Here is a 13399-nt window from a genome sequence, read left to right as displayed (position 1 = left end):
CGCCACCCCTGCACGGTGTGGGAACTAACTGACTGCCGTCCACTGCCGGCTGGTAGCCGAGGTGTTGCCGGGGACCAGGACGACCGCGGACCCGGCTGAGGCCGCGGCGGTTGCCAAGGCGCCGCCGGTCGCGGCGTTCGTGATGGTCAGGACTCCGTTGGACTGCGTGACGAACCACTTCTGGTGGGAGTTCGTGGGATCGAAGGCGTTTTGATCCGTCACGGGGCCGTCGGCCGAGTTCGGTGCTGTGAGCGTGCCGAATTCCTGGGAGCCGCCGTAGCCGTTGCAGGCGTCGTAGATCCGGACCGTCCCGTCCGCGTTGGGGATGAACTGCCAGGACTCCGACCAGTGACTGGATACCCATGGGTTGATATCCACGGGTCCGTTGGCCGGGGCGGCGCACCCGCCGGCGACCTCCAGGGCGTCGCCGGCGGCCGCCACGTTGGTGATGCCGTGGAACGCGCCGTCGCCGACGATGGACGGCGGCGCCGCCGGGGCCGTCGGAGTGATCCGGTACATGCTGACGCCGTGCGCCGCGACCCATCCGCCCAGGGTTCCGGAACCGGTGAGCGTGCCGGTGGCCTTGGTCCACAGGTCTTCGTACGTGTAGCTGCCCCCGGTCAGGCCCAGCGAAGCCGCGGTCGGGGCGATCCACTGCCAGGTGCCCGGGTCCTGGTTGATCAGGAGCACGGCGGTGCTGCCGTCCGCGAGTCGGCGTTCGAGGGTCACGGGCCCGGTCTGCGTCGGAGACGGCGGCCCGCCCACCAGGGTCGCCGGCACGCCCAGCGAGTCCTGATCCACGGCGACGACGTCCGGATTCTCGTAGAGGGCCAGATTGGAGGCCGATATCCCGGTCGTCCAGGTCTGGCCGGTGGAGGGGTCGGTGTGCTGGGAGTCGGCCGCGCTGCGCAGGTCGGCGCCGGTGATCAGCGGGGCGGCCATCATCGACAGGATGGAGATCTCGGTCTGGGACTCGGTATCGGTGAACGGCTTGTGGCCAGGATCGGTGTCGGTGACCCCGTAGTCGCCGTAGGGGTCGTTCCACCCGGCGAACATCATGTCCATGTCGTTCCACGAGCCGGGCCGGACGTTGGCGGCGTATTGCAGCGCGGTGCCCAACTGGCCGTTGTAGAGCACGCCGTTCAGATCGCTGCTCCGGTCGCCGCCGATCCGGCACAGATTCGCGACCTGCCCGCACCAGACGCCGGTCGGCGCGTCACCGGGGGCGTCGTACTGCGGCGTCCCGGCGGCGGCGATCACCGAGTCGGAGCGCGCCGGATCGCTCGGCGACTCCAGGAACGGCACGCCGGTGTGGGGCGGCTGGGCCGAGACACTCACCACGACCTTGGGACGTCCCTGAGCGGCCGAGGCCGCGTCGAGGGCCTTCTGGAAGGTCTGGATCCGGGCGTACATCGACTGGGTCAGTTCCTTGCCCTCGCCTTGCGGGCCGTAGTCGTGGCCGTCCGGTCCGACGATGTGGGGACCGCTCCAGTCCGGGCAGTTGTCGTCCTTGACGTAGTCCACGCCCCAGGACACGAAGTCGGCCGCGTCGGTGGCCTCGTGCCCCAGACTTCCGGGATGCCCCTGGCAGGTGAGGTAGGTGTCGGTGGTGTAGAGCCCGAACTTCATGCCCTTGCTGTGCGCGTACCAGGCGAGGTAGGCGACGCCGTTGACCGTCTGGCCGTTCACGACCTGGGACGGGAAGTTCGCATCGGGGATGAGGTGCCCGGACGTCGGGTCCACGCCGGTGCCGTCGCTGCCGCTGACCGGATTGCCGTCGGTGCCGTAGAGCTGCAGGGCGCCGTATGAGGTCTTGACGGGATCAGAGGCCTGACCGCTGCGGTGGTTCAGCGACCAGCCGTCGTCGATGGTCACGGTGTTGTAGCCGGTGTTCACCAAGCCGCTGGCGGACATGAAGTCGATCGTCTGGACCACTTGCGCCTCGGTGACCTGGGTTCCGAACGTGTTCCAGGAGTTCCACCCCATCGGAGGTGTGCGGGCCAGACCGTTGTTCAAGGGCGGAGTGGTGGACGCGATGGCCGTCATGGTCGACCGCGGAACCGTTGTGGCGGCGTGGGCCGCGGGCACCGACCCGATCGCGGCCAGCAGCAGCGCGACCGCCATTGAGGACGGCAATGAAGTTCTTCGACGTGTCCAGGAGCGTGTTCGTGCCATGAACAGCCTCATTCCAGGTGGCAGGTAGTGGGGACCGGCAGATGGGAGTTGCTGGTTGCGAGCTGGCGGTGCTGGGCGAGCACTGAGCTGTGACCTCGCCTGAGGCGTGCCGGGGCGTTCGTCGGTGGCTGAGTCTTCCCGACGAGTTCACCCATCTGTCAACAAGTCTCAACGTTGCTGGACGGTAACCATGTCATATGGCGCTGTCAATGGTCGGGCTCCTCCGAGCCCTGATATCGGCGAGATGAACCGTATGGAACCAGGTGGCAGGGTATGGCGTATAACATTGCACGCAAGCGACGGAAGCGATTCCGGGCCGAGGTACGGTATTGATATGGCCCGGACCTTCGATGGTCTGCGCGAGATCTGTTCGTTCGTGTTCGATCCTGGTGGCAGCCCTTCGCGCCTGGGAGAGCGGCAATGACCTCAGCACGGAATTCGCTCGACACCGCCCGGCGCCGACGACGCGGACTTCTTCGATGCTGGCACGTCGAATCACACAGCTGTCGAGCCGTTGAGCGCGCAGGGTCGGCGGTCGCGTCGACGCAGTTGCTGACCGTCAACGGCCGGGGCCCGGTGCGGTGGGCCGCGGCGCTGATCGCGGCGAGCGCCATGGGTGGTGGCCTTCTCGGGACTGGTCTCGTTGTTCGTCGAGGCCGGCGCCGTGCTGTCCTGCCTGCCCGCGCTCATCCGTCGCCGTTGATTGCTCCGGCGCGGTGGGGCGGCAGGACGCGAAGCGGGGCCCGAGGAGGATTCTCGGGCCCCGCTTCGCGCTATCGCCGAGCCGGATCACGGCCCGGCTCGATCGTTCAGCCGGCCGTGTACGCCCACACCGTGACCTGCTCGGTCACCGTCGGCTTCGGCACGCCGCCGGGGCCGGTGGGGCCGGCCGGGCCGGGCGGGACGTCCGGGTCGACGTAGGTGGCCCCGTCGGGACCGACGAGGGTGCCGGTGCCCGGGGTGTTCGGCAGGTAGATGGTGGAGTGGACCTTGGTGCCGGCCGCGACGGTGGTGGTCGATCCGTCGACCAGCACGGTGTCGGCGTTCAGCTGGACCGAGCTCTCCCCGCGGCCGAGACTCGCGCCGAACGGGTCGATCCGGCCGGTGATGCCGACGGCGCTGTCGCGCGACGAAGCCGAGCTGATGAATCCGTAGGTGTGCACCTGGTCGCCGGTGATGTCGACGCAGGACTGGATGTAACGGTCGGCGTTGAGCTTCCAGTCGCTGCACTTGGTCGTGGTGCTCGCGTCCGCCGAGGCGGGGGCGGCCAGGGCCACGCCGCCGACGACGATCGCGGCGCCGGAGGCCAGCAGGCTGAGGGACTTCTTCATGGTGGCTCCTTATCGGTACTGCGGACGGTCTGGGGACCGGCCGTCCGCCAAGGGAAGTCTGTCACGTGTGACATTGCATAATCCTGATTCGGCACTGAACGTCACGCGAACACCTCATGGCCGATAGAGACTCAGGACCCTGCTTCACGCCTCGGAACGTCTGGCCCGGCCGGGCGGTCGCCGGCCGGGCCGACGGGGCGGACCCCTGGCAAGGGCTCAGTGGTCGTCAGCGACGTGATCGCCTGATCTTGTCGACGAGTCCCATGGCCTCAAACTATGTGTGTAACGACGACGGCACCTGGTGTGGCTCCTCACGGCCAGTCATCGTGGGCGGGTTTGTTCAGGTGGCCAACGGATTTGGTCGGCAGCTACAAAAGGCCGCTGGCCGTGATCTGCACCGGTTACCGTATGCGTTCGAAATTCGGAACGGTTCAGATGAAGGCGGAGCTGAACCGGCGGTGAGATGGATGCGCCCTGTGTCACCGCTGGTTCGACCGGCCGCGGGAAGCGACGCCGTCAGCTTTCCGCGGTGGCGTTGGCCGCGTCGGCGATGAGGGCCTCCAAACTCGCGGCGGCCTGGTCCCAGCCCGGCGCCGCCAGCAGTGCGTTCACCTGGTCGCTGGTCAACGCGAACTGCGAGGCCGACGGTCCCACCATGTTGACCTCGACCTCGGCGCCGTCTGGGCGCAGCCAGATGTAGTCCAAGAAGTAGGGGCCGGTCTGGTTTACGGGATCCTTCCGGCTTCTGTACGTGATGAGTTCGCCGCCCTTGGCGAACGGGGTGATGGCGCACACGTCCTGCGGGTTCAGCTTCAACTTCTGGCAGGTGAGTGCGTCGGTGCGGACCGCGACGTCGACCGCTGCGCCCGGACCGTCCGTGGTGCCCATGTTCCACGTGCCGTTGACGAGGCCGAGGATGTCCGCTGGAGCGCCGTTGACGGGCAGATGCTTCCCGTCCGGGATCTTCGTGCCGCCCGCGCCGAATCCCGTGTTGACCGGATGCGAGCCGGGCGGAAGGGCGCCCAACGCGGTGTTGAGGACGAAGTACGCGAGTGCTTTCCCTTCAGCCGCTGTCACGTGCTTCGGCGGGGCCGCGGTCGTCGGCGACGTCGAGTGGTCCGGGCTCGGACTCGAGCCCGATGTCGAGGGAGCGCCCGTGGCCGGCCCGGTCGACGACGAGCCAGACACCCCGCCGTGCGTCGGGATCTGGGTGACGACGGCTCCTGCGACGCCTACCAGCGCGACCGCGGCCAGAGTCCCGGCGGTGGCGGAGCGGCGCCGGTGGCGCCGCGCGTGGGCCAGTGCACCGGCGTGCAGCGCGGTGGAAGCCGGCGCGTCGAAGGAGTAGGCGGTTTCGCGCATCACTTCGGCGATGCCGTCCGGTCGATCGTGGTCGATGTCTTGAAAGTGGTCGGTGGACATGGAAGTACACCTCTCTCGTTGCGGATCAGTGCTCGTGTCAGACCGGTGCTGATGAAGTGGCTCAGGAACGCGCCAGGTCGGCGAAATCGCCACCGAGCCGGTCACGAACCCGCGCCAGCGCGCGGGAGGAGCGGGAGCGAACGGCCGTGTCGGACAGGTTCAGCCGCGCCGCGGTCTCCGCGACGGTCAGGTCCTCCCAGAACCGCAGAACCAGCACGGCACGGTCGACCGGCGGCAGCGACCGCAACGCCGCCAGCAACGCCAGACGGAGCGCGACGTCGTCACCGCGGTCAGGCCGATCCGCCACGTCGCCGAACCCGCCGGTACCTGCGGGGAGCTCGGTGTTGCTCCGTTTGCGCCGCCCCGACACGAACCGGTTGACCAGGGTGGTCTGTGCGTAACCGACCGGGTTGTCCACCCTGCAGACGCGCTGCCACCGCCGATACAGCAGCCCGAAGGTCTCCTGCACCAGATCCTCGGCGGCATGGGTGTCCCCACCGGTGAGCAGGCAGGCGGAACGGAACAGCCGCGCTCCGCTGGCCGCGACGAACGCCTGGAAATCCAGGGGCGTGTCGTCGGCCTCCGTCGGGCCGCGACTCCCGCGCTGTATGAACCTCATATCCGATCAACGCCGTGAGGATGGTGAACTGTGGCACGCGATGTTCGATCGCCGCCGCGTCCGCGAGACCGCGGCGGGAAGGCGGTGATCATGTTGTGGAAGCCGTCGTCGTCGGCCGCGTGGATGATATTTAGGCTCTCTGAAATTCAGGTGGAAGCCGGGACGCAGTCTCCGCATGCCCGGAGGCTGCTGCTGGGGGTCCGGCGGAATGCTTCGGAGGCTGTTGTCGCGGTGTCCAAAGGATTGCGTGGCCGGCGCCGATGACGTCGGGTCGGGCGCATACCTACGATCGAGGCACGCCCGGGGCCGGGGACGATGTGGCCTGATTCTCCATCACGGCCTGTTCTTCGTTTGCTGTGCCTACAGGGCGCTGTCGAGCTTTTCGGCACCTCCCGTGTGCTTCAGAGCCCGCCCGATTTCGAGGAAGTGAAGGTATGTCAGAACCGATCTACGTCTACATCGGTACCTATGCCGACGAGCAGGCGGCCAAGTCCGACCTGGAGGTTGTGCGTGATCTCTACGGCGACGGGGTGCTGCGGACCTACGACGCGGCCGTGGTGACGAAGGAGGCCGATCAGAAGGTTCATGTGCGCCGCCACGAGCACACGGCCGCCCATTCGGCTTGGCACGGTGCGGCTGTGGGCGCCTTGGTGGGGGTGCTTTTCCCGCCGGCGTTCATCGTCAGCACTGTGGTCGCCGCGGCCGCCGGCGGCCTTGTCGGGCACTTGTGGCACGGGCTGTTCCGGGACGACCTGAAGGAGCTCGGCGAGTGGCTCGATGCCGGGGAGGCCGGCTTGGTCGTGATCAGCACCACGGAGATCGACCACGCGCTGACCACGGCACTGAAGTCCACGGCGCACCAGATCAAGAAGCTCGAGGTGGCCGACCTCAAGGCATTCGAGGCCGAGCTCAAGAGTGTTTCCGCGGACTGAGCACACCTGTGTGCTGATCGGGTTGAGGCCAGGCCGTCGTGTCATCGCTCCGTTGCGTGGCACGGTGGCCCAGGCCCGCTCGATACCGCAGGCCTCGGCTGCCGTGGCGTCAGGCTGACTTGGGAGACTTGTCGGCGAGACGCACCGCGTAGGCGGCAGCGGCGAGCTCGGCGATGCCGTGGGGATCCGACAGGACCCGTCCGGTCAGGTCCTGAACCCGTCGCAGCCGGCAGCGCACGGTGTTGGGGTGGCAATGCAAGATCTCTCCGGCCCGTGGCCAGGCCCTCGGAGGAGCCGTAGACGCCGGCGGCCAGTCCGGCCGGGCCGGCGCCGACGACCAGCAGGTCGCAGACCGCGTCCTGCGGCATCGGCGCCCGCAGCCCGACCAGCTCGGCCACGCGCGCGTTGGTCGGATTGCGCAACACCTTGTCGCCGCCCCAGATCACGACCGGGGTCTGCGCGGCGGCCACCCCGAACCTGCGCAGCAGGGCCTCGGCGCCGCTGTCCTGCTCCAGGTCGATCCAGCGATGCGGGAGACGATTGCGGGAGACGGTCGCGGGCGACGAAGGCCAGCAGCCGGCGCATGTCCGGGGAGTACGCCGAGCCGATGATCCGCAGTCCGGTGCCCTCCCCGAGCAGGAGCGAGCGACGGTTCAGATAGGCCCGGAGCACCAGGTCGCCGAGCTCGGGCTCGCGGGCCAGCAGTCCGGTCAGCTCGGCCACGGGGACCGCCAGCACCTCGCCGGGTTCGCGCACCACCGCGGTCAGGAACGAGGCCTGACCTTCCAACAGCCCGATCTCGCCCAGGAACCGGCCCGGACCGTGCACCCGGACGACGCGCTCGTCCGCGCCGTAGTCGTCGATGATCGCGACCAGGCCGGCGAGCACGACAAAGAAGTGGCCGACAGGTTCCCCTGCCCGGAACAGCACATCTGCGGCCTGGACCGGGCGGCGTTCGCCCCGTGCGGCGAGGACGGCGATCTGCGAGTCGGTCAGCCGGGGGAACGCGCCGTCGAGGTCCGGCGTCTCGGTTGCGGTACTCATACAAAGGCCTCGTCGATGTAGCACCAGCGCCAGTCCGTGGTCGGGTCCCGGGGCGGCCGGGGTCACTCGTTGTCGGTCCCGCGGAGCTGGGCGTTGAGGCGTTGGGCTTCTTCGAGCTGGTCTTCCAGGATGATGATGCGGCAGGCGGTGTCGATGGGGGTTCCGGCGTCCACCAGTTCGCGGGCGCGTGCGGCGATGCGCAGTTGGTAGCGGGAGTAGCGGCGGTGGCCGCCGTCGGAGCGCAGTGGGGTGATCAGCTGTGCCTCGCCCAGCGCGCGGAGGAACGCGGGGGTGGCGCCGATCATCTCGGCGGCCCGGCCCATGGTGTAGGCGGGGTAATCGTCGTCGTCCAGCCGGTCGGCCGGGGTGGAGCCGGTACTGCCTGGCACATGCACCTCTTGAAGTCTGCTCTGGTGGCAGGACACGAGGAGGGGCCCGGTGCCGTACGGCACCGGGCCCTGGGGGGGTTCAACACCATCTACCTACCGGCTGAAAACACCGGCTTACTGTTTCCGCGGGGCCGCGTGACGCGGCCGACAGCGGGGATCTCGGACGAGTGACCGGAAATCACCTTCCCATCCGGGGATTGACCTGCCCACCCAGACTTGACCTGCGCCTGGGCGATCCTGATGGTGTTCGCTCCTCTTTTCTTCGTGTCCTGCCAATCGGTTACTGCTTCTTCACTTGTGGTACTGCTCGGCAGCCCCGGGCCTCATCTGGCCCGGCCGTCGGCTCCGGCGCCGACCAGCACTGCTGGCCCCGGAACCCCATTGCCGTCCTGCCACTGCTTCGCGCCAGTTCGTGTCTGCCGCGTGTCTTCGCTTGCTGTGGTTACGACAGGAACACTACCCACGTAGGTGGCGTATGTCTACTCCCGTCGCGGTAGATTTTCGCCCGTCGACGTCGGAGGTGTGGTGTCGTGAGGTGGCCTTCACGCGCGGAGTGTTGCCGAGATTCGCCCTGCCGAATATGGCCTGAGCAGGTGCGATAGCGGCCTGCGGGGATCGGAGGGCGCAGTCCCGCCAGTTCCACCGGGCTGCTACGCGGGCGCCCGGATCGTGTAGGCCGATCAGGTGGCGCGCGGCCGGCGGAGTCCGGTGCGCTGGGCGAGGGAGATCGCCTGCGAGGCGGTCGCGGGATACCCGGCCACACTGGGATCCATGTACAGCCCCTGGCCACTGCGGCGGCAAAGCGTGGTCGACTTTCTGTCGAAGACACGCCCCGATGGAGCCCGCGGATGCTACAGTCATGGCTGTTGCAGTTGTGGTTCCCATGTACTTGTGTGCGCCTGCCGGTTGTAGCTGACAGGCGCATCTTTGTTTTCCCGGTGCTGTTTCCGGGCTGGAGGTCATCGCGGCGGCGCGAAACGCGCGCAGCGCGGGTTTCGGCACAGACCCCACCAAGGAGAACGCATATATGGCTGCTGGTACCGTGAAGTGGTTCAAAGCGGAAAAGGGCTTCGGTTTCATCGAGCAGGACGGTGGCGGCCCTGACGTGTTCGCCCACTTCTCGAACATCAGCGCCGACGGCTTCCGCGAGCTGCTTGAGGGCCAGAGGGTCGAGTTCGACATCGCGCAGAGCCCCAAGGGCCCGCATGCCGAGAACATCCGCCCGATCTGATTTTCCCGCGGCGACTGCCGCGAAGATCTTTCCTGCGCCGTGCTCGCGCCCGGCTCGGGCAAAGAACCCCATCTGAGCTCCATCCGGCCCGGCACGTCAGGGCCGTCGGCTCCGCCACCGGCGACCGGCCCCCACCACGCGCCCCGCGCTGTATCTGGGGCGCGCCCACCGAACTGTTCTCCTCGTGTTCCGAGTGCGGTTCGAGGTTTCTCCACTCCCTGTCGTTGTGGGCGTGCGCCGACCGTAGGTGGCGCGCCGAACGTTTCGACCGCCCACGCTCCACGTCTTTTCCGGCTCGTTCGTGATGGTTTCCCCGCGGCTGCGCCGCGGCCCGGACCTTCCTCGACACGCGCCCTTCGAGGAAGGTCCACTCCATGATCCGTTCCAGTCGCTCCTCTGCCGAGCGCAGTTCCAACCCGTGGTCCGGCTCCAACTACCGCTCGGGCTCCGGCTCCGGCTCGTCCGATGGCGGCTCCGGCCGGGGCGGGTACCGCTCGCCGGAAGGCGGCCGCCGTTCCGGCGGCGGCCGGTCAGGCCGCCAGGGCTCTGCCAGGCAGGGCGAGTTCGCCCTTCCCGTCAGTACCACGCCCGCGCTGCCCGCCGTCGCTGCTTTCAACGAGCTCGACATGCCCAGCGCTTTGTTGGAGACTCTGGTGCGCAAGGGGCTGACCCAGCCCTTCCCGATCCAGGCGTCGACCCTGCCGAACTCGCTGGCCGGCCGCGACGTACTGGGCCGTGGCCGTACGGGTTCGGGCAAGACCATCGCCTTCGGCTTGGCGCTGCTGGCCCGCACTGCCGGACGCAGGGCTGAGCCCCGGCGGCCTCTGGCTCTGATCCTTGTCCCCACCCGCGAGCTCGCTCAGCAGGTCACCGAGGCGCTCACGCCCTACGCGCACTCGGTTCGGCTCCGGCTGGCGACGGTCGTCGGCGGGATGTCGATCAGCCGCCAAGCGCAGGCGCTCCAGCGCGGCGCGGAGGTCGTCGTCGCGACACCTGGGCGTCTCAAGGACCTGATCGAGCGCGGCGACTGCCACTTGGACCAGGTCGGGGTCACCGTCCTGGACGAGGCCGACCAGATGGCCGACATGGGCTTCCTCCCGCAGGTCACCGAGCTTCTGGACCAGGTGGCTCCGGGCGGGCAGACGATGCTGTTCTCGGCGACGTTGGACCGCAACGTCGACCGGCTGGTGCGCCGGTTCCTCAGCGACCCGGTGACGCACTCGGTGGACCCCTCGGCGGCCTCGGTCAGCACGATGGAGCACCACCTCCTGCACGTCGGCACCAGCGACAAGAGCACGGCCGCGGCCCACATCGCCTCCCGCGATGGCGGGGTGCTCATGTTCACCGACACCCGCCACGGCGCCGACCGCCTCGTGCGCGACCTGCTGGCCAGCGGCGTGAAGGCCGCGGCCCTGCACGGCGGCAAGTCGCAGCCCCAGCGCACCCGCACCCTGGACCAGTTCCGCAACGGCCAGGTGGCCGCGCTGATCGCCACCAACGTCGCCGCCCGCGGCATCCACATCGAAGGCCTGGACCTGGTCGTCAACATCGACCCGCCCACCGATCACAAGGACTACCTGCACCGCGGCGGCCGCACCGCCCGCGCCGGCGAATCCGGCACCGTGGTCACCCTTGTCCTGCCCACCCAGCGCCGCGAAGTGACCCGCATGATGGCCACCGCGGGCATCACCCCGCACACCGCCCATGTCCATTCCGGCGATGCCGAACTCGCCGACATCACCGGGGCCCGCGTCCCCACCGGGATCGCCATCACGATCCCCAACCCAGTGATCGAACGCCCCCGGTACAACGGTGCCACCGGCGCAGGACGCAACCGGCGGAGGCGCCCCGCGCACGCGACCCGTACCACGCAGGCAAACGCCGCATCCCGCACCCAGGCGCCACGACCCGCTCGAGCCGCCGCCTGAAGCCGGTTTCCATCCAGCGTCCGCCGCGGGCGCAGCGGTAGGCCGCCGACGGCCCTCGGCCGAGATGGCCTCCCAGGCTGCCATTCGTGCGTTCCGCGTGGGCCGGGGCCGGTCGCCCGAGGAGGTGATGGAGCACCACCCCGCACACCTCCGCCCACGCGCCAGGCACACTCTCAGGCGCGACTTTGCTGAGAAGGCTTTTCCCGTACCGGACAGCACAGCATCAGGTTCTTGCGACCACTGCGTCATCTGCTCCCTGCGGATCCGGCGTCCGCTGTAGCGCCACCGCTGCCAGCACCGCCCCTGCCGCCGCCACCCCGGCCCCGCTCCACCACACCACCGCATCGCTCGCGTTCGCATGGATCTCCAGTGCGGCCAACGGCCCCACCGCGTACGCCAGCGACACCGAGCCGTCGAAAGCACCGAGGTACGCGCCGCGCTGGGGGGCCGGGGCCAGGTCGGCGGCCAGCGCTTGGGCGGTCGGCGTCCAGGCGATCTCGCCGAAGGTCGACAGGACCACCACCGCCGCGATCATCGCCGCCGACGTGTCGAGCAGGAACAGCAGGAACGGTCCGCCGGTGAGCGTCGCCGCCACGATCACCAGCGCCTGGCGCGGCAGCCGGTCGCCGAGGCGGGTCGCGCGGGCCTGGAACAGCACGATCAACACCGGGTTCAACGCCACCAGCGCGCCCCATGCCGAGACCGGCAGGTGATAGGACGACACGGCGGCCACGGGCAGGAACCGGTCCGTGGCCGCCAGGGTCAGCGTGATCAGCGTGATGGATGACAGGAACAGCAGGAACGTCCCGTCGCGCCACAGTCCCCGGTCGGCTGCCCGCTTGTCGGCAGCGGCGTGGTCGTGGTCTCGGCGCGGCGGATCGTGGATCAGCACCCGTGCGATGAGCACCGCGGCGAGGCTGAACGCGGCCAGTCCGCCGAACATCGCCGGCCAGCCGCCGACCGCCACCAGCAGCGCCGCGCCGGGTGGTCCCAGGATCACCGACATGCTGCGCAGCACCCGCATCGAGGCGAATGCCGACTTGCGCTCGCCAGGCGGGACCGCGTCGGCGATCAGCGCCGAGGACGCCGCGCTGCCGGGCGGGCCGAGCGGGCCGAAGGCGACCATCAGGGCCAGCCCGACCAGCACGTGGTCCCCGGCCAGGGTGAACGCCGCGATGCACACCGCCTGCGCGAGCCAGCTCGCGATGATCACCGGCCGCCGCCCGCGCCGGTCGGACAGCCGTCCGCCCAGGTAGCCGGACCCGATTCCGGACGCGGCCCGGATGAACAGCGCGATCCCCACGGCCCCCGCCGCGGCGTGCAGCCGCTGGATCGCCCAGATCGTGACGTACGCCGAGAAGCCCGACGTCGCCAGTCCCTGGACCGCCGTCGCGGCAATCAGAGGTCTGATGTCGGCGGGGACGTCGGGCAGCCCGAACAGCCGGAGGACCCGCAGTCCCGCGCGGGCGGCAAGGGATCCTTCGTGTCGGTTCACGCTCATGTGCATAGCAATCGCAGTGCCCTGTGACCAGAGGGCGCGCGGGCGCACCCGGGATCCGCCACCCCGGCGCCCTGATCGACACCTTGCCGCGCCTCAGACGAGCCCGCGCTTGGCGGCCGCCACCCCGGCCTCGAACCGGCTCGAGGCGTGCAGCCGGTCGCACAAGGCCGTCACCCGCCGCCGATAGGTGCGGACCGAGATCTCCAAGCGGCGCGCGGCCTGCTCGTCCTTCAACCCCGCCGACAGGCAACGCAGGATACGCACCTCCAGTTGGGACAACTGCGTTCCGCCGTTGAGGCTCGGGGCCGCCGCGATCTGCGCGTGGTGGAACGCCCAGGTGGCGACGGCGACGACGGCCGGCGACCGCGACACCGTACGCTCCCGTCCCGTCCGGTCGTGGCGCTTGGGCAGGACCACGGCTGCCGAGTCGATCACCGCCATCCAGGTCGTCAGCCCCGGCAGAGTGCGTACCTCGACCCCCGGCTGCTGCCGGGTTCCCGCCGGCGCCGACGGGTCGGCCGCCACCCAGTCGGCCCCGGCGACCAGCGTGCCGACCGCCTTCGGCGTCTGGCGCGGCATCCTGCGGATCTGCAGCAGCTGCCCGGTCTCCGGCGGGTTCTTCAGGACGGACTCCTCGACCTCGTCCAAGCAGTCGAGGATCTCCCGGTCCGCGCGGGCCAGGTCGTGCTCCCGGTCGTACCGCCCCAGCACGGCGTCGACGGCCGCGTGCAGCCGTGCGGCCAGGTCCGGACTGTTGGTCGGATCCATGGCGGCCGCCAATTCCGCCATGGGGACATTCACGCCCCCGAACATCGATGCAACCCCTC

General features: G+C 69.4%; 11 protein-coding genes and 1 pseudogene. 3 read left to right on the top strand and 9 right to left on the bottom strand.

The window, feature by feature from the left end; translation table 11 throughout:
* Nucleotides 1-24: 24 nt before the first annotated feature.
* The 4 genes from ABIA35_RS37775 to ABIA35_RS37760 form a co-directional block, all read right to left on the bottom strand.
* On the bottom strand, nt 25-2136 hold the full coding sequence (locus ABIA35_RS37775; RefSeq protein ID WP_370361137.1) for a glycoside hydrolase family 27 protein: 2112 nt from the start codon (nt 2134-2136) through the stop codon (nt 25-27).
* Nucleotides 2137-2984: 848 nt separating this feature from the next.
* Nucleotides 2985-3506 (bottom strand): hypothetical protein, encoded by a 522-nt coding sequence (locus ABIA35_RS37770; protein ID WP_370361136.1) that lies wholly within the window; start codon nt 3504-3506, stop codon nt 2985-2987.
* A gap of 516 nt (nt 3507-4022) precedes the next feature.
* On the bottom strand, nt 4023-4928 hold the full coding sequence (locus ABIA35_RS37765) for a hypothetical protein (RefSeq protein ID WP_370361135.1): 906 nt from the start codon (nt 4926-4928) through the stop codon (nt 4023-4025).
* 61 nt (nt 4929-4989) lie between these two features.
* Entirely contained in the window at nt 4990-5547 is a 558-nt protein-coding gene (locus tag ABIA35_RS37760; protein ID WP_370361134.1) for a SigE family RNA polymerase sigma factor, read from the bottom strand.
* A 434-nt stretch (nt 5548-5981) separates the two neighbouring features.
* On the opposite strand from ABIA35_RS37760, the gene ABIA35_RS37755 reads away from it, so the two are divergent.
* Nucleotides 5982-6479: a DUF1269 domain-containing protein gene (locus tag ABIA35_RS37755; RefSeq protein ID WP_370361133.1), complete on the top strand. Its 498-nt coding sequence runs from the start codon at nt 5982-5984 to the stop codon at nt 6477-6479.
* Between the two features lie 109 nt (nt 6480-6588).
* On the opposite strand, the gene ABIA35_RS37750 is transcribed toward ABIA35_RS37755, so the two are convergent.
* The 3 genes and pseudogenes from ABIA35_RS37750 to ABIA35_RS37740 form a co-directional block, all read right to left on the bottom strand.
* Nucleotides 6589-6717, bottom strand: a complete 129-nt coding sequence (locus ABIA35_RS37750; protein ID WP_370361185.1) for a hypothetical protein — start codon at nt 6715-6717, stop codon at nt 6589-6591.
* Between the two features lie 34 nt (nt 6718-6751).
* Nucleotides 6752-7523, bottom strand: a pseudogene (locus tag ABIA35_RS37745) (Crp/Fnr family transcriptional regulator); the annotation flags it as partial.
* A 62-nt stretch (nt 7524-7585) separates the two neighbouring features.
* The gene (locus ABIA35_RS37740; RefSeq protein ID WP_370361132.1) at nt 7586-7912 is read right to left on the bottom strand and encodes a MerR family transcriptional regulator; all 327 of its coding nucleotides are present in this window, start codon (nt 7910-7912) and stop codon (nt 7586-7588) included.
* Between the two features lie 1027 nt (nt 7913-8939).
* On the opposite strand from ABIA35_RS37740, the gene ABIA35_RS37735 reads away from it, so the two are divergent.
* Together ABIA35_RS37735 and ABIA35_RS37730 are read left to right on the top strand one after the other, a co-directional pair.
* Complete coding sequence (locus ABIA35_RS37735; protein ID WP_370348031.1) at nt 8940-9143, top strand: cold-shock protein; 204 nt, start codon at nt 8940-8942, stop codon at nt 9141-9143.
* Between the two features lie 374 nt (nt 9144-9517).
* The gene (locus ABIA35_RS37730) at nt 9518-11071 is read left to right on the top strand and encodes a DEAD/DEAH box helicase (protein ID WP_370361131.1); all 1554 of its coding nucleotides are present in this window, start codon (nt 9518-9520) and stop codon (nt 11069-11071) included.
* A 223-nt stretch (nt 11072-11294) separates the two neighbouring features.
* On the opposite strand, the gene ABIA35_RS37725 is transcribed toward ABIA35_RS37730, so the two are convergent.
* Together ABIA35_RS37725 and ABIA35_RS37720 are read right to left on the bottom strand one after the other, a co-directional pair.
* Nucleotides 11295-12566: an MFS transporter gene (locus tag ABIA35_RS37725; RefSeq protein ID WP_370361130.1), complete on the bottom strand. Its 1272-nt coding sequence runs from the start codon at nt 12564-12566 to the stop codon at nt 11295-11297.
* Nucleotides 12567-12665: 99 nt separating this feature from the next.
* The gene (locus ABIA35_RS37720; protein ID WP_370361129.1) at nt 12666-13373 is read right to left on the bottom strand and encodes a LuxR C-terminal-related transcriptional regulator; all 708 of its coding nucleotides are present in this window, start codon (nt 13371-13373) and stop codon (nt 12666-12668) included.
* Nucleotides 13374-13399: the final 26 nt, after the last annotated feature.

Origin of the sequence: Catenulispora sp. MAP12-49 (genome assembly GCF_041262705.1) — a bacterium.
Taxonomy (GTDB): Bacteria; Actinomycetota; Actinomycetes; order Streptomycetales; family Catenulisporaceae; genus Catenulispora.
Note: the sequence above shows the minus strand (reverse complement) of the source record. Positions and strands in the feature narration are given on the sequence as shown.

Excerpts from the sequence above, each read along its gene's own strand:
- ABIA35_RS37730 (WP_370361131.1), top strand. The coding sequence starts at position 9,518 with ATGATCCGTTCCAGTCGCTCCTCTGCCGAGCGCAGTTCCAACCCGTGG.
- ABIA35_RS37770 (WP_370361136.1), bottom strand. The coding sequence starts at position 3,506 with ATGAAGAAGTCCCTCAGCCTGCTGGCCTCCGGCGCCGCGATCGTCGTC.
- ABIA35_RS37735 (WP_370348031.1), top strand. The coding sequence starts at position 8,940 with ATGGCTGCTGGTACCGTGAAGTGGTTCAAAGCGGAAAAGGGCTTCGGT.
- ABIA35_RS37760 (WP_370361134.1), bottom strand. The coding sequence starts at position 5,547 with ATGAGGTTCATACAGCGCGGGAGTCGCGGCCCGACGGAGGCCGACGAC.
- ABIA35_RS37755 (WP_370361133.1), top strand. The coding sequence starts at position 5,982 with ATGTCAGAACCGATCTACGTCTACATCGGTACCTATGCCGACGAGCAG.
- ABIA35_RS37765 (WP_370361135.1), bottom strand. The coding sequence starts at position 4,928 with ATGTCCACCGACCACTTTCAAGACATCGACCACGATCGACCGGACGGC.